The sequence below is a fragment of the Streptomyces canus genome, from assembly GCF_041435015.1.
Lineage (GTDB): Bacteria > Actinomycetota > Actinomycetes > Streptomycetales > Streptomycetaceae > Streptomyces > Streptomyces canus_G.
The window spans coordinates 8,275,600-8,289,473 of record NZ_CP107989.1 but is presented as its reverse complement, the minus strand read 5'-3'; the positions used below and the strand labels follow the sequence as shown (position 1 = coordinate 8,289,473).

17 protein-coding genes and 6 tRNA genes are annotated in these 13,874 nt (G+C 69.8%); 8 read left to right on the top strand and 15 right to left on the bottom strand.

Going from position 1 to position 13,874, the window contains the following annotated elements; genetic code table 11:
• Positions 1–42 precede the first annotated feature (42 nt).
• The 6 genes from OG841_RS37880 to OG841_RS37855 form a co-directional block, all read right to left on the bottom strand.
• Positions 43–639 carry a hypothetical protein gene (locus OG841_RS37880; protein ID WP_365119973.1) on the bottom strand — a complete coding sequence of 199 codons (597 nt, stop codon included), beginning with the start codon at positions 637–639 and terminating at the stop codon, positions 43–45.
• 10 nt (positions 640–649) lie between these two features.
• Complete coding sequence (locus OG841_RS37875; RefSeq protein ID WP_266378636.1) at positions 650–1,522, bottom strand: carbohydrate ABC transporter permease; 873 nt, start codon at positions 1,520–1,522, stop codon at positions 650–652.
• Entirely contained in the window at positions 1,519–2,475 is a 957-nt protein-coding gene (locus OG841_RS37870; RefSeq protein ID WP_062045119.1) for a carbohydrate ABC transporter permease, read from the bottom strand. Before OG841_RS37870 ends, OG841_RS37875 begins: the two co-directional genes overlap by 4 nt.
• 14 nt (positions 2,476–2,489) lie before the next feature.
• Entirely contained in the window at positions 2,490–3,779 is a 1,290-nt protein-coding gene (locus tag OG841_RS37865; protein ID WP_371568786.1) for an extracellular solute-binding protein, read from the bottom strand.
• Positions 3,780–4,162: 383 nt separating this feature from the next.
• Positions 4,163–4,234, bottom strand: a tRNA-Val gene (locus tag OG841_RS37860).
• A 76-nt stretch (positions 4,235–4,310) separates the two neighbouring features.
• A complete protein-coding gene (locus OG841_RS37855) occupies positions 4,311–4,772 on the bottom strand; it encodes a TIGR02611 family protein (protein ID WP_328637261.1) in 462 nt (153 codons plus the stop codon).
• Between the two features lie 191 nt (positions 4,773–4,963).
• Between OG841_RS37855 and OG841_RS37850 the strand changes: the two genes are divergently transcribed.
• Positions 4,964–5,377 (top strand): SsgA family sporulation/cell division regulator, encoded by a 414-nt coding sequence (locus tag OG841_RS37850; protein ID WP_004002642.1) that lies wholly within the window; start codon positions 4,964–4,966, stop codon positions 5,375–5,377.
• 211 nt (positions 5,378–5,588) lie between these two features.
• On the top strand, positions 5,589–6,149 hold the full coding sequence (locus OG841_RS37845) for a CGNR zinc finger domain-containing protein (RefSeq protein WP_365120809.1): 561 nt from the start codon (positions 5,589–5,591) through the stop codon (positions 6,147–6,149).
• Between the two features lie 80 nt (positions 6,150–6,229).
• On the opposite strand, the gene OG841_RS37840 is transcribed toward OG841_RS37845, so the two are convergent.
• Together OG841_RS37840 and OG841_RS37835 are read right to left on the bottom strand one after the other, a co-directional pair.
• Positions 6,230–6,382, bottom strand: coding sequence for a hypothetical protein (locus OG841_RS37840; RefSeq protein ID WP_167363017.1), 153 nt, complete (start codon positions 6,380–6,382; stop codon positions 6,230–6,232).
• Positions 6,383–6,538: 156 nt separating this feature from the next.
• Positions 6,539–6,988 carry a hypothetical protein gene (locus tag OG841_RS37835; RefSeq protein ID WP_328637263.1) on the bottom strand — a complete coding sequence of 150 codons (450 nt, stop codon included), beginning with the start codon at positions 6,986–6,988 and terminating at the stop codon, positions 6,539–6,541.
• A gap of 224 nt (positions 6,989–7,212) precedes the next feature.
• Here OG841_RS37835 and OG841_RS37830 point away from each other — a divergent pair, with 224 nt between their 5' ends.
• Positions 7,213–7,734 carry a DsbA family protein gene (locus tag OG841_RS37830; RefSeq protein WP_328637264.1) on the top strand — a complete coding sequence of 174 codons (522 nt, stop codon included), beginning with the start codon at positions 7,213–7,215 and terminating at the stop codon, positions 7,732–7,734.
• A 7-nt stretch (positions 7,735–7,741) separates the two neighbouring features.
• Here OG841_RS37830 and OG841_RS37825 read toward each other — a convergent pair whose 3' ends face one another.
• From OG841_RS37825 to OG841_RS37815, 3 genes are read right to left on the bottom strand one after another with little or no spacing between them, the layout of a single operon-like run.
• A complete protein-coding gene (locus OG841_RS37825) occupies positions 7,742–8,566 on the bottom strand; it encodes a GNAT family N-acetyltransferase (RefSeq protein WP_328637265.1) in 825 nt (274 codons plus the stop codon).
• Positions 8,567–8,614: 48 nt separating this feature from the next.
• On the bottom strand, positions 8,615–9,436 hold the full coding sequence (locus tag OG841_RS37820; RefSeq protein WP_328637266.1) for an aminotransferase class IV: 822 nt from the start codon (positions 9,434–9,436) through the stop codon (positions 8,615–8,617).
• Complete coding sequence (locus OG841_RS37815) at positions 9,433–10,476, bottom strand: chorismate-binding protein (RefSeq protein WP_365120802.1); 1,044 nt, start codon at positions 10,474–10,476, stop codon at positions 9,433–9,435. The genes OG841_RS37820 and OG841_RS37815 overlap by 4 nt, the downstream gene beginning before the upstream one ends.
• Before the next feature lie 178 nt (positions 10,477–10,654).
• On the opposite strand from OG841_RS37815, the gene OG841_RS37810 reads away from it, so the two are divergent.
• The 5 genes from OG841_RS37810 (at position 10,655) to OG841_RS37790 (ending at position 11,122) form a co-directional block, all read left to right on the top strand.
• Positions 10,655–10,727 (top strand) — tRNA-Gly (locus tag OG841_RS37810).
• Positions 10,728–10,766: 39 nt separating this feature from the next.
• Positions 10,767–10,840, top strand: a tRNA-Cys gene (locus OG841_RS37805).
• A 1-nt stretch (position 10,841) separates the two neighbouring features.
• Positions 10,842–10,913: transfer RNA gene (locus OG841_RS37800), tRNA-Val, on the top strand.
• A 34-nt stretch (positions 10,914–10,947) separates the two neighbouring features.
• Positions 10,948–11,019: transfer RNA gene (locus tag OG841_RS37795), tRNA-Val, on the top strand.
• Positions 11,020–11,050: 31 nt separating this feature from the next.
• A tRNA-Val gene (locus tag OG841_RS37790) sits at positions 11,051–11,122 on the top strand.
• Between the two features lie 48 nt (positions 11,123–11,170).
• Here the strand turns inward: OG841_RS37790 and OG841_RS37785 are convergent.
• The 4 genes from OG841_RS37785 to OG841_RS37770 form a co-directional block, all read right to left on the bottom strand.
• Positions 11,171–11,482: a TFIIB-type zinc ribbon-containing protein gene (locus tag OG841_RS37785; protein WP_328637268.1), complete on the bottom strand. Its 312-nt coding sequence runs from the start codon at positions 11,480–11,482 to the stop codon at positions 11,171–11,173.
• Positions 11,483–11,562: 80 nt separating this feature from the next.
• Entirely contained in the window at positions 11,563–12,501 is a 939-nt protein-coding gene (locus OG841_RS37780; protein WP_365120800.1) for an aminoglycoside phosphotransferase family protein, read from the bottom strand.
• A gap of 571 nt (positions 12,502–13,072) precedes the next feature.
• Positions 13,073–13,255 carry a hypothetical protein gene (locus OG841_RS37775; RefSeq protein WP_069761409.1) on the bottom strand — a complete coding sequence of 61 codons (183 nt, stop codon included), beginning with the start codon at positions 13,253–13,255 and terminating at the stop codon, positions 13,073–13,075.
• Positions 13,256–13,453: 198 nt separating this feature from the next.
• Entirely contained in the window at positions 13,454–13,729 is a 276-nt protein-coding gene (locus OG841_RS37770) for a hypothetical protein (protein WP_057614212.1), read from the bottom strand.
• Between the last annotated feature and the right edge of the window lie 145 nt (positions 13,730–13,874).

The window sequence follows — 13,874 nt, the reverse complement described above, 5'->3', positions numbered from 1 at the left end:
GGTGCGGCGCCCGGGCGCCGACCTGGATCGGGGCACCGCGCGTCAGCGGCGCCGGTAGCGTTCCTCCACGGCTACGGCCGCCGCCGCGACGGCCCCGAGGACCGGGACCGCCAGCGGCGCGATGAACCCTGCGGACAGGGCCACGACGGCCAGGCCGGCGACGATCAGGAAGGACCCGGCGGGGTCGCGCAGGGTCCGGCGTACGGCGTCCGCGAGCAGCGCCCGCCAGGACGCGCCCGGTGTCCAGACCGCCGCCGCGCGCAGCCCGGCCACCGCGAGGCCGATCAGCGCGAACAGGCCGACGGCCCCGACGAGAGGGCCGCCGGGGATCCCGGCCCGCGCGGCCTGGACGTCCACCCAGACCGCGGCCCCCGCGACCCACCCGGCGACCCCGACGAGCCACCCGCGGCGCACGGCCGTACGGAAGTCCGCGACGAACTCCCGCCAGCCGCCGCCCTCATGGCCCGTACGACGCCGCAGATGCCGTGCCCCGGCGGCGAAGGCCGCCGGGTAGGTGACGAGTCCGAGACAGGTCACGGCGATCCACACGCCGGTGAGCAGGGTCTCGGCGAAGAGAGCGAAGCGCTCGCCGCCGAACACGGAGGACCTGCGACGCGCCTTCACACGCGCTTGCGCCATGCTGACCGCCTCACTTCAGTCCGGACGTCGCCATGCCGTCGATGAGGTAGCGCTGGAAGGCCATGAAGAAGGCGATGACCGGCACCAGCGCCACCAGCGACATCGCGATCATGCTGCCGTAGTTGGAGATGCCCTCCTGATCGCGGAACATCATCAGGCCCAGCGAGACGGTGTACTTGTCGGGAGTGTTGAGGTAGATCAACGGCCCCATGAAGTCGTTCCACGCGTTGATGAAGGTGAAGATGGCGCTGGTGATGAGGGCGGGGCGGCACAGCGGCAGCACGATCGACCAGTAGGTCCTCAGGTGCCCGCAGCCGTCGAGCTTGGCGGCCTCGTCCAGCTCGCGCGGCAGTCCGCGCATGAACTGCACCATCAGGAAGACGAAGAACGCCTCCGTCGCGAGGAACTTGCCGGCCACGAGCGGCACCAGCGTGTCGACGAGTTCCAGCTTGCGGAACATCACGTACTGCGGGATGAGCAGCACGTGATACGGCAGCAGCAGTGTGCCGATCATCAGGGTGAACAGCAGGTTCCGCCCGGCGAACCTGATCTTGGCGAAGGCGTACGCGGTCAGCGAGCTGGAGATCACGACACCGGCCACGGCGAGGCCCGCGTACATCAGCGAGTTCGTGAAGAACGTGCCGATGGAGATGCCGGAGATGCCGTCGGCGAGACCGGAGAAGTTCGCCCAGACCGGCTTGGACGGCAGCAGGTCGATGCTGGCGATGATGTCCTTGCTGGGCTTGAACGAGGCGCCGAGCACCCAGATCACGGGGTACAGGACGACCGCGAGGACGGCGAGCGCGCCCACGTGCCAGGCGATCGATCCGGTGCGCCGTCGCTCGTTCGCGGTGCGCACGACGGGAGGGCTGACGGTGGTCACTTGGCGGCCTCCTCGTAGTGCACCCACTTCTTCTGCGACCAGAACAGCACCGCCGTCACCAGCGCCACCGCGACCACCAGCGACCAGGCCATCGCGGAGGCGAAGCCCATCTGGGCCTCCTTGAAGCCCTTCTGGTAGAGGTAGCAGGTGTAGACGAGGGTGGCGTCGGCCGGCCCGCACTGGGTGTTGGAGACCACGTACGCGGACCCGAACACCTGGAACGCGTGGATGGACTCCAGCAGCACGTTGAAGAACAGCACCGGGGAGATCATCGGCAGCGTGATGTTCCAGAACCGCCGGAGGGGACCGGCCCCGTCCATCTCGGCGGCCTCGTACAGCTCCTGCGGCACCTGCTTGAGACCGGCGAGGAAGATGACCATCGGCGCGCCGAACTGCCAGATGCTCAGGGCCACCAGGGAGTACAGGACGTAGTCCGGGTTACCGATCCAGCCACCCACGTCCAGTCCGAAGACCTTCTGCGTGCGATCCACGATCGCGTCGTCCGAGAACAGCGCCCGCCACACGAAGCCGACGGAGACGCTGGCGCCGATGAGCGAGGGCATGTAGAACGCGGCCCGGTACAGCCCCTGCCCGCGCCGCTTCTGCGCGAGCAGCAGCGCGACGCCGAGCGCGAGCAGCAGCTTCAGCGGTGTGGCCACGACGACGTACTTGAGCGTGACCTCGACCGACTTCTGCCAGCGCGGGTCCTGGAACATCGTCGTGAAGTTGTCGAAGCCCACCCACTCGGGCGGGGTGAACAGGTTGTACCGGGTGAACGCGTAGTACAGCGACGCGATCATCGGCCCCGCCGTGAGGACCAGGAACCCCGCGATCCACGGCGACATGAAGAGATAGCCGGCGAGGTTCTCGCGGCGCCGCCCGCGCCGCCCGGCGGCAGGAGCGGCGGACCGCTTCTTCGCCGGGCGCACGGGCGCTTCCTTGACGAGCGTCATGGTGGTACGTCCCCTCAGCCCGCGAACGCGGCCTTGGACTCGCTGAACAGCGCCTTGGCGGCGTCGGCCGGCTTGGTCTTGCCCTGGGAGACCTCGCCGCCGATCCGCAGGAACGCCGCCTCGATGACATCGGCGCCCGACGGGTGCGGGGTGATCTTCCCGAGCACGCCGGCCTTGGCGACCTCTTCCTCGTACGCCTTGACGCCCTTGTTGTTGGCGTCGGTGGGCGTGAACGCGTCGTACTGCTCGGTCGTGGCGAGGATGCCGCGGTCGTAGCCCATGATCTTGCCGACCTCGGGGTCGTGGACCATGAAGGAGATGAACTGGGCGGCTTCCTTGGGGTGCTTGGTCCCGGCGAAGGCGCTGAGCATCAGCGAACCGAGGTACTGGCCGGTGTGCTTGCCGTCCGTGGTGGGGATCGGCGCGAGCCCGTAGTCCGACTCGCCCTCACCCTCGTAGCGGATGGAGAAGTTGTCCCAGGTGAACTCGGAAGCGGCGAGCCCGGCCGACAGACCCGACTTGGGTTGGACCTGCTCGATCTTCTTCGGGTCGGCGACCAGCCCGGACTTCACGCGCTTGTAGGCGTCCGTCCACCACTGCGTCAGATCGTCCTCGGTGAAACCGAGGTCGGAGTCGGTGAAGAACGCCTTGCCGTTCTGCCGCAGATACAGGTCGTACAGGTACATGATGCCGTGGTAACCGGTGTCACCGGAGATCTTCAGCTTGTCCTGGATCGTCTGGAGCGCGGCGAAGTACTCGTCCCAGGTCCAGCCCATCTTCGCCTCGACGCCCGCCTTCTTGAAGGCCTTGAGGTCGATGACGAGCGCCATGGTGTTGGCGCCGACGGGGATACCGAGCTGCTTGCCGTCGACCTGACCGTTCACCAGAATGCCGTTGCGGAAGTTGTCCAGGCTCAGATTCCCGGCGTCCGCCTGCGACTTGAGATCCAGCAGAACTCCGCGCTTGTCGTACTTGCGCAGGAAACCGACCGCATTCTGGAATACGTCCGGCGGATTCCCGCCGGAGGCCTGGGTCTGGAACTTCTCCCAGAACGCCTGATAGTCGGTGAATTCAGGCTTGATCTTGATCTTCGGGTACTTCTTCTCGAAGAGCGCGATGGTCTTCTTGATGGCGATGGTGCGCGGCTCGCCACCCCACCAGGCGTAACGCAGTGTCACCGTTCCGTCTCCGGAACTGCCGCTGCCACCTCCGCACCCGGTCGTCGCGGCCAGCCCCAGCGTCGCCGCCGTAGCCCCGGCCGCCTTCAGGATCGTTCGCCTCTCAACATTCCTGCTGGTTCCCACAGTCGGGCCCCTCCCCGCAGCGTCGCCGCCTGCATGAATCGTTTCAAGTAAGCGCTTGCTGGCACAAGCTACGGAGGGCCCGGGAGTGCGTCAATGATTCGGACAGGAATTTCTTCTGAGTGTGGTGAGACGTCGGCGCGCCTCCAACAGCCGGGTGCCGTCCGGGAACTGACGACTACCCAGGTGAGAGACATGGGATCGGCCCGTCGAACAGGACGCAGGCCGCCGTACGGGATCGGCGGGCGGCCGAAAAAGAACGGGCGGCGCGGGGGCGTCGCTGCGGACGGTCACGCGAGCGGGGCCGGCGGCTCCCGGCCTTCGCATCGACCCCCGGACATGCCGACGGCCCGTCCGCGTTCTCGCAGACGGGCCGTCGGTCCGGGTGGGCGATACTGGGTTCGAACCAGTGACCTCTTCGGTGTGAACGAAGCGCTCTCCCACTGAGCTAATCGCCCGGACGCAGGAAGAAGATTACCCCATGTCAGGGGGTGCCCGTGAACAGCGGTGACAGCCTGGGCACCCCCGCGCGGCTCACTGGTTCTTGATGTTCCAGGGCATCTCGAAGCCGAACTTCCAGAGGTAGACCCCGAGGATCGCGGCCACGATCACCAGGCCGATCACGGTCAGGGTGATGTTCCGCCGCCGCACCCTGGGATCGAGGGCGCGCTGGGCCGCCTCGGTCACCTTGCGCTTGGTCCAGCGGAGCACGAGCTGGGCCCAGACGAACTCGGTCGCCCAGATCGCCATACCGCCGAAGATCACGACCCACCCGGGTCCGGGCAGCGGCAGCATGATGATGCCCGCCACCACGACCGCCAGGCCGATGACGAAGATGAGGACCTGCCAGCTCAGATGCAACAGGCGACGCGCCTTGACGAACTCCGGCGCCCGCGAGCCGAGCCCCTGACCGTCCTTCGCCCCGTCCGGCTTCTCGCCGGTCCCCTCGTCCGCTGACACGGCGACCTCGCCCGGCTCGTCACTCCCCGTATTCATACAGCCAAACCCTACCCGAGAGAAACCAGTCACCGGAATGGTCGTACCTCTCGAAGAGGCGCTCGGCCGGAAGAGTTACGTAAAGGCACGCAAAACACTCAGAGGGGTTTACAACGGCACCGTAGGTGGCATGTCGATTTCGCCGACGTGCGAATCCCCGAGCGCACACTGAGCGAAAGGCCCTGGCGCTTATGAACACCACGGTCAGCTGCGAGCTGCACCTGCGCCTCGTTGTGTCGAGCGAGTCCTCCCTGCCTGTCCCCGCAGGCCTGCGGTACGACACGGCCGACCCCTACGCCGTGCACGCCACCTTCCACACCGGAGCCGAGGAAACCGTCGAGTGGGTGTTCGCCCGCGACCTCCTCGCGGAGGGCCTGCACCGGCCCACCGGAACCGGCGACGTCCGAGTCTGGCCGTCGCGCAGTCACGGTCAGGGCGTCGTCTGCATCGCCCTGAGCTCCCCTGAGGGCGAGGCACTGCTCGAGGCCCCGGCGCGGGCCCTGGAATCGTTCCTGAAGCGGACGGACGCCGCCGTGCCCCCGGGCACGGAGCACCGGCACTTCGATCTGGATCAGGAGCTCTCGCACATCCTGGCGGAAAGCTAGGGGGCGAGGTCCCACAGAGCCGCCCGGCGCCGTCCACTCGGGGAGACGGCTCGGGCAGGTACAACCGCATAGGGAACGACAGGCGCCGTGGCTGCGGAGCGCTCCGCAGCCACGGCGCCTGTCGTGCTACCCGTCACCGGGGTCCGGCGAGCCACTACCATCGGCCAGCATCGGCGGGCGTTCGCCCGACCCCCAGGCCAGGGAGCGAATCGTGCTGATCACCCACGACACCCGGTGCGCCCTCGACACCGTGGTCGATCTGGTGAACACCGCACCGGAGGACGACGCGGCGCCGGACGGGCTGCCGGATGTCGCGGCGCTCGAGGATTTCGTACGAAACCACGAGATCAGTGATGTCGGGGTGCTCTCGGAGTTCGATCTGACCGCCGTGCGCAAGATCCGCGGCCGGTTCGCCTCGGTCTTCGCCGCCCCGGAGGCCCGGGCAGCCGCCGCGCTGATCAACGACCTGGTCGCCGCCGCGGGCACCACCCCCCAGCTCACGGATCACGACGGCTACGACTGGCATGTGCACTACTTCGCGCCGGGCGCCTCCGTCGCCGACCACCTGGCGGCCGACTGCGGGATGGCGCTGGCGTTCTTCGTGGTGGCCGGGGAACAGGAGCGGCTGCGGCGCTGTGAGGCGCCCGACTGCCGACGGGCCTTCGTCGACCTGTCCCGCAACCGCTCACGGCGCTACTGCGACAGCCGGACCTGCGGAAACCGTCTGCATGTGGCCGCTTATCGGGCGCGGCGCAAGGAGGCCGCCGGCTGAGGCCCGGCGGCCGGGCTTGGCGTCGGCGGGATGGTCGACGTGGTCCCCGGCGGGTGACGCCGGGGACCCACGGGTACGGCTCAGAGCAGCAGCAGGTCGTGCAGCGCAGCCATGAGCAGCAGACACCCGATCACCGCAAGGAAGATCATCAGCGGTGGCTGGGAAAGGGCGAAAAGGCATCCACGCGGCTCGTCCTGCGGCGGCGCGGTGTCGCTCTGTTCGGTGTCCAGCATCTCGCGGCGATGATGGCGCAGCCGACGGCCCCGGCGCGATCAACACGCCCGAAATGGGCGGGAGTTCGCCGGATTCCGTGATGTCCGTTTCGAGTCGTGATCGCTTACGGACGGGTGCGGACCCTACTGCGAACGTTTCAGTTCACCGCGCGACCCTCATATGCCGTGCTTCTTCAGGATGGCCTCGATGTCACTGAAGTCCTCCCCGGCGGACCCGGTGGCCCGGGGCTTGTCCGCGGGGCGGGCCGCCGGGGTGCGGGCGGCCGGGCCGAGCGAGGGTGCCGAGGCCGCGGGAGCCACCGCCTCCTGCTGGGCGCCACGGGCCGCCTTGCGCTCCTTGCGGGTGCCGCCGCGGCGGCGCTCCACCGCGCGCGTGGTCGAGAACAGCACCCACGACAGCCCGAGCACGCAGAAGCCCGCCCAGGCCGTCGGGCTGAAGGCGGTGTCCGCGAGCCAGTCGACGACGCCGGTCATCACGAGGCCGAGCGGGACAAGGGAGTAGGCCGCGATACGGGTGGCCGCGAGGAAACGCTTCCGGTACGCGGTGACCGCCGCGATGCCCAGGCCGGCCGCGGCGACGGCGGAACAGACGGTCTCGGCAATCATCCGGCCCTCCAGGCGGTGCTCGATCGGCAACGTGCCGCTTCGTCCCTATCCATCCTGCACCTCCCGACCCCTGCCGGGCCATGCCCCGGCAGGACATCAGGGACATCTCCGGGTCACCTCCTCCCGAGGTGCCGGTCGGGGTCGTACCGACGAAGCAGGCGGATGCCGTCGTGGACGTCCGGGGTCGGTTCGGACGGGTGGCCCGGAGCTGGGAGACTGGGCCCATGAGCGACCCCTCCCCCGTCCGTCCGGCCGTGCCCGTTCTCGATGTCTGGTGCGACCTGCAGTGCCCGGACTGCCGTGGCGCGCTGGACGACGTCCGGGCCCTGCGTGCCCGTTACGGCGACCGTCTGGAGCTGCGGCTGCGGCACTTCCCGCTGGAGAAGAACAAGCACTCCTTCGCCGCCGCGCAGGCCGCCGAGGAGGCTCTGGAGCAGGGCAGGGGCTGGGAGTTCGTCGAGGCCGTGCTGGGGCGGGTGGAGGAGCTGGACCGTGCGGGCGAACCCTTCCTGGTCGAGGTCGCCCGTGAACTGGGGCTCGACGCCGAGGAGTTCGACACCGCGCTGATCGACGGCCGGCACATCCTGATCGTGGACGCCGACCAGGCCGAGGGCAAGGCGATCGGCGTGAGCGGGACCCCGACGTACGTCATCGACGGCGAGCGTCTCGACGGCGGCAAGAGCCAGGACGGGCTGCGCGAGCGGATCGAACGGATCGCGGACCGGCTGCTCGCCGGGCCTGAGTGAGCCGGCCTCAGAGCAGGCTCTTGTACATCGAGTAACCCACCGTCTCGTAGCCCAGCGACTCGTACAGCCGCTCTGCCGGTGTGTTGCCCGCGAAGACGTTGAGGCCAAGGACCCGCCTGCCGGAGGCGATCGTCTGGGCCTCGGCCAGCAGCATGAGCGAACGGCCGTGCCCATGGCCGCGGAAGGCCTCCTCGGTCTCGACGTCGTAGACGAACGCCTTGTCGCCGACGAACTCCACCCACAGGATGCCGACCCGGACCCCGTCGTGCTCCAGCACGCTGAACAGCGCGTCCTCGGTCGCGAGGCCGCGCTCCGTCAACCGTTCGTTGTCCCTCTCCGACCTCGCCCTCGCCTCGGTCTCGGGCACCCCGCGGTCGGCCCAGTCCCGGGTGTACTCCGCGATGCCGCGCTCCGCCCACGGCCCGAACTCGGCCTTCGTCATGGGCCTGCCGCGACTGCCCGCGGGCAGTTCGGGCGCGGCGCCGAGCCGCTTCTCCATACCGCGGTTGCGATGCACGTATCCGAGCACGGTGGCGAGCCGCAGCGCGGGCTCGGCGTCGGCGGGGACCCTGATCTCCAGCTGCCCGCAGCCCCAGCCCCGCGCCACCTCCTCGGCGGCGAGCGCGGCGACCGTGCCCCGGCCGCGCCCGCGGTCCGGTTCCTCGATCCGCAGATCGCGGATCTGGGCCACGACCGGCCCGAACGACGGATGGGTCGCGAGGTGTATCGCCCCGACGGGACGGCTGTTCACGCACACCGTGTAGTGGCGGGACAGCGCCCCGTCGGAGCCGTGCTGAAGCGGCTCGGTCGGCCGCAGGGTGGTGGTCATCACCGGAGTTCTACCCTCTGACGCGCGCCAGGTCAGCCCAATATTCCGGCTTTACGGATCGAGGTCGTTCCCGGCCCGCTCGTCGAAGATCCGCATGGCCTTCGCGGTCACCGGGCCGGGCGCGCCCGGCAGTTCGCGCGCGTCGACGCGGTGGACGGCCTGGACGTCCCGCAGGGTCGAGGTGAGGAAGACCTCGTCGGCCCGCTCCAAGACGTCGAGCGGCAGGTCGGTCTCCTTGGCTCCGGTCCACTGCACGGTCAACGCGCGCGTGATGCCCGCGAGGCAGCCGGAGGCGAGCGGCGGAGTGTGGATCTCGCCGTCGAGCACGACGAAGACGTTGGACCCGGTGCCCTCGCACAGCTGTCCGACCGTGTTGGCGAACAGCGCCTCGGAAGCGCCGTCCGCACGCGCGCGGGCGAGTGCGACGACGTTCTCGGCGTACGAAGTGGTCTTGAGCCCGGTGAGAGCGCCGCGCTCGTTACGGGTCCACGGGACGGTGATCACGGCCGTGGAGTCGGGTCGTGGGGCGGACTCGCCGAGGGCGACCACCAGGGTCGGCCCCTGCTCTCCCCGGTCGGAGCCAAGAGGGCCATGGCCACCGGTGTACGTGATGCGCAGCCGCCCGAGCGGCACGGGATGCGCTTCGAGTACGGCGGCACAGGCGCGGCGGATCTCGTCGTGATCGGGGTCGGGCAGCCCCAGGCCCCGCGCCGACAGGGTCAGCCGGTCGAGATGCCGGGTGAGGGCGAAGGGGCGGCCGTCCACCGCCTTGATCGTCTCGAAGATGCCGTCGCCCACGGTCAGCCCGTGATCGAAGACGGAGACGCGGGCGGTCTCGGTGTCCTGCAGCCCGCCGTCGAGCCAGATCTTCACGTAAGGGTCCCTCCACTCACCTCGTACGTTCCCGACGCTATCGCGAGCAGCCGGGACGCCTTCAGCTCGGTCTCCCGCCACTCCCCCTCGGGGTCGGACCCCCAGGTGATACCGGCGCCGGTCCCGAAGCGCAGCACACCTTCGCCACGGTCGATCCAGAAGGTACGGATGCCGACGGCCAGCTCCCCGGTATCCCGGTCGGCGTCGACCCAGCCGACGCCTCCGCAGTACGGCCCCCGGGGCGCGGTCTCCAGGGCGTCGATGATCCGCAGGGCGCTGGACTTGGGCGCGCCGGTGACCGAGCCGGGCGGGAAGGCGGCGTCGAGCAGCTCGGCCCAGCCGGCGCCCTCGCGCAGCTCACCCCGCACGGTCGACACGAGGTGGACGAGACCGGGGTGCTTCTCCACCGCGCACAGGTCGGGAACGGTGACGGTGCCCGTGGCACACACGCGCCCCAGGTCGTTGCGGACCAGGTCCACGATCATCACGTTCTCGGCGTAGTCCTTGGCCAGCAGGTCGCCCTCGGTCCGCCCGGTCCCCTTGATCGGCCCCGACTCCACGATCCGGCCCTCCCGGCGCAGGAACAGCTCGGGGGACGCGGTGGCGATCTCTACCCCGTGTCCGGGCAGCCGGATCGTTCCTGCAAAGGGCGCCGGGTTGCCGCGGGCCAGCAGCGCGGTCAGCGCGTCCACGTCGGCGCCGGGTGCGAGGGGCGCCGTCAGCACACGGCAGAGGTTGGCCTGGTAGACCTCGCCGGTGGCGATGTGCGCGCGAATCCGCCGTACGCCCTCCATGTACGCGGTGCGATCCAGCGATGACATCCAGTCACCGGCCAGGGGTCCTCGCCATGCTCCGGGCCGCGGCGAAGGCACCGGCTCCTGACGTACGTCGGCGAAGCGGGCGCAGGTCAGACCGCCCTCGAAGTCCGCGGCGACGGCCCAGAAGCCGGTGGAGTCCAGAGCCGCGGGATCGCTGGTGACATCGAGGAGACCGGTGGCGACGCGGTCGCCGAAACGGGCGAGAGGAGCGAGGTCGAGCACACTGTCGAGTCTATGGCGGGTGTCCTGCGGGTGACCTGGCCATGTCCCTCAGGCCGCCTTGACCAGGTACGTCGACATGCGCACCGCAGCACGCTGCGCAAACGCGTTTTTGTACTGGCCCCGGAATCCGCTAGAGTTCAACTCGTCGCCGGGCCGCGAGAGCGGAACGAAACGACAAGCGGACGTAGCTCAGTTGGTAGAGCGCAACCTTGCCAAGGTTGAGGTCGCGAGTTCGAGCCTCGTCGTCCGCTCGATGGAAACAGGGGATCTTCCCGAGCCCCTGCACTCCTGGTGGAGTGGCCGAGAGGCGAGGCAACGGCCTGCAAAGCCGTCTACACGGGTTCAAATCCCGTCTCCACCTCCAAGGACGATTAGCTCAGCGGGAGAGCGCTTCCCTGACACGGAAGAGGTCACTGGTTCAATCCCAGTATCGTCCACTGGATCTTCGGCAGATCATCGAAGGTCTGACCCGCGCGATTAGCTCAGCGGGAGAGCGCTTCCCTGACACGGAAGAGGTCACTGGTTCAATCCCAGTATCGCGCACGCAGTGTTCACGATCTCGATCGTGGTTCCCGCGCGATTAGCTCAGCGGGAGAGCGCTTCCCTGACACGGAAGAGGTCACTGGTTCAATCCCAGTATCGCGCACACACCGAAGCCCCCGGCCCTGCGGCCGGGGGCTTCCTCGTTGCCCGGTCAGCTGGAGAACAGCATGTGGCCGAAGCCGCGGTTGCGGTGGTGCCCGCCGTGATGACCACCGTGGCCGCCGTAGTGACCACCTCCGTGCTGCGGCGCGCCCCAGGCCGGTGCGCCGGGCGCGGCAGGGTACTGCGGAGCGGCCGGGGGCGGTGGAACGGCGGGGCCGCCGCCCCACTGGCCCTCCAGACGGGTCAGCGCCTCCAGCTCGCCGTAGTCGAGAAAGATCCCACGGCAGCCGCTGCACTGCTCGATCTGAACACCGTTGCGGTTGTAGGTGTGCATCGGTGCGTGACACTTCGGACACTGCATCGTCGGCTCAACTCCTCGCCCGTTGGTCCTGCTTCGCGTTACGCCAGGACAGACTCCGTCCGGCCCTGGTCGGTTGCACCCTACTTCGCGAAACCGCCCGCCAACTGCGGCGGGGCAGAACCCATTCGGTCACAGGCGTCGACGACCGCCTGCTCCACGTCGTCCAGCGCACGGTCCGCCTCGGCCGCCTTGGCAATGGCCCGGGCCGCCGTCTGCACGGTGAGGGCGCGGGCGGCTACGTCCAGGGCCGGCCAGGGGTCGCCGTCGGCGGGGACCGCGGGGCCGCCTGCCGCTCGGTAGGCGCCGAGGAAGCAGGACCAGTCGTCGGGCGACAGCAGGCCACAGGCGTACCAGGCGGCGGGGCGGGCGAGGTCCCAGGCGGGTTCCCCTACGCCGAGATCGTCGACGTCGATGAGGCGCCAGGGGCCGTCGGGGGCGGGGTGGCGGACGAGTTGACCGAGGTGGAGGTCACCGTGGCAGAGGGTCGTCGTGTCGGACATGGGGGTCTCGGCGCGGGCCCAGGCCGGGAGGGTGCGCCAGGCGCGGAGGACCGGAACGGCGTGCCGTTGGCGGGTGGTGGCGAGGAGGCGGGCAACGGCGAGGGCCGCTTTGGCGGGGCCGCGCATGGGGGGCAGGCCGGGTGGGGCGGGGGTGCGGTGGAGCCGGGCGAGGAGGGTGGCGGCGGCTTCCCAGGGGGCGGCGTCGGGGTTCTCGGGGTCCACGGGTTCGCCGTAGGGCCAGAAGGTGACGAGTCTGCCGTGCAGGTCGACGGGGGTCCTGCCGAGGGGAGGCAGGAGGATGCCGGGGAGGTCGGCGGCTGTGGCGAGGCGGGGGGTCAGGTCGGCGGGGGTGGTGTCGGGGCCGTGGGCCTTCGCGACGGTGTCCGCGTGCCGGACGACTGTGGCGTCGGGGCGGTCGGCGAGGGTGGTCGCTCCGCAGGGGCACGCCGACCGCCCGCGGGAGTGAGCCTCGGTTCCGGCTCTGAGGGTGAGCTCGGTGAGCAGCGCGTGCGTGGTCACGGGACTCCCTGGGCGGCGGTGTGGTCTGTTCGCGAGCGTAGCCGCTGCGCCGGGCTTGAGCTGGGCGCCTACAGGGGTGCCGGGCCGGGTGGTCGGGCGGGTGCGGGTGCGTGGTGGCTGGTCGCGCAGATCCCCGCGCACCTGGGAAGTGCAGTCACCCGCACTACGACGGGCCGTTGGCCGCGTACGGCGCGCAGGGGACGGGGTGGGGGGTGTCCGCCCGCGGCGGCCGGCGTCCGTTACCCAGTACTGCTGAGGAAACAGCTACCGCCGGACCGAGGACGGACGCCCCCCCCCCCGGCCCCGACCCACCCACCGAACCCCACGCGCTACACCCGCCCCACCGGCGCCGCAGGCATTCAGGGGCGCGGGGAACTGCGCACAACGCCCACCCCCACCGAACCCGCACAGGCCGCCGCAGGCATCCCGTTCAACCGCCGGAGGGCAAAGCAATGCCGGCGCAGCTCCCCAGCTGCGCCGGCATTTTGCCGTCCGCCGCACCCCCGTCCCCACGGGGTTTCATGGGTTGATGTCCCCGCCCGGACCGCTCTTCCGGGCCTGGGGTCGCCGCTCAGCGCCCCAGCATCACTCCCACGGACGACGCCTGTGTGGTCACTGTCTCCCAGCCGTCGAAGACGACGAGGAGCAGGACCGCCAGAGGAAGGGCCATGAGCGTCGCCACCAGCGGGTGACGGCGGCCCGTACGGCGGGTTTTGGATGTGCGGGACAGTGTCCGCGGTGCCGTAAGAGCCATGGTCCCTCTCCTGACCGTTCTGTTGTCGTTCTGGCAGCGGCGGGTGTCTGACCTCGGGGGACGAGTGCTGCACCCGCCGCTTGACCTCAAATCTAGGCGTCAGGGGCTCTCCGCACGTCATGCCCTCGTACCGATTGCCGGGCCTCCCCGAGGATGAGCCATGACCAGCGGAGTACTCCCGTGGGTGGAGACGGGGACCTAGGTCTCCGGGTCTTCCCGGAGGGGTCGTCCGGTCTGTCCGGCTTTCTCCGAGCCGTCCTCACGCGGCACCGGCTGCTCCACCAGAGCGAGCACCCGGGTCGCCATGAACCGGGCCGTCCGCACCACCGATCCGTTCCGCGTGACTTCGCTCACTTCCACGACGCCTCGTCGCACCGCCGTCTCCACCCGGCGGCCCGCCCTGCTCGCCACCACCTCGTATGTGCGCGTCGTGTCCCCTGCGTCCACGACTATCTCCACGCGATCACCCTTCACGGGTTCAATCCCCCTTCTGCGACGGGTGGTTGGGATCACATCCGTGCCGAAGTCCGCCCGCCCTCCGGCTCCCTGACCACCTCTCAAGTCTCCCACCCGGCACTGACAATCCATCGGGACGAGAGGGCGCGGCCTCTGCGCGCGG

What these genes read in the sequence shown, in the direction of transcription:
- OG841_RS37880 (WP_365119973.1), bottom strand. Translation starts at nt 639, where the DNA reads ATGGCGCAAGCGCGTGTGAAGGCGCGTCGCAGGTCCTCCGTGTTCGGC.
- OG841_RS37870 (WP_062045119.1), bottom strand. Translation starts at nt 2,475, where the DNA reads ATGACGCTCGTCAAGGAAGCGCCCGTGCGCCCGGCGAAGAAGCGGTCC.
- OG841_RS37855 (WP_328637261.1), bottom strand. Translation starts at nt 4,772, where the DNA reads ATGAATACGGGGAGTGACGAGCCGGGCGAGGTCGCCGTGTCAGCGGAC.
- OG841_RS37850 (WP_004002642.1), top strand. Translation starts at nt 4,964, where the DNA reads ATGAACACCACGGTCAGCTGCGAGCTGCACCTGCGCCTCGTTGTGTCG.
- OG841_RS37840 (WP_167363017.1), bottom strand. Translation starts at nt 6,382, where the DNA reads ATGCTGGACACCGAACAGAGCGACACCGCGCCGCCGCAGGACGAGCCG.
- OG841_RS37835 (WP_328637263.1), bottom strand. Translation starts at nt 6,988, where the DNA reads ATGATTGCCGAGACCGTCTGTTCCGCCGTCGCCGCGGCCGGCCTGGGC.
- OG841_RS37830 (WP_328637264.1), top strand. Translation starts at nt 7,213, where the DNA reads ATGAGCGACCCCTCCCCCGTCCGTCCGGCCGTGCCCGTTCTCGATGTC.
- OG841_RS37785 (WP_328637268.1), bottom strand. Translation starts at nt 11,482, where the DNA reads ATGCAGTGTCCGAAGTGTCACGCACCGATGCACACCTACAACCGCAAC.
- OG841_RS37775 (WP_069761409.1), bottom strand. Translation starts at nt 13,255, where the DNA reads ATGGCTCTTACGGCACCGCGGACACTGTCCCGCACATCCAAAACCCGC.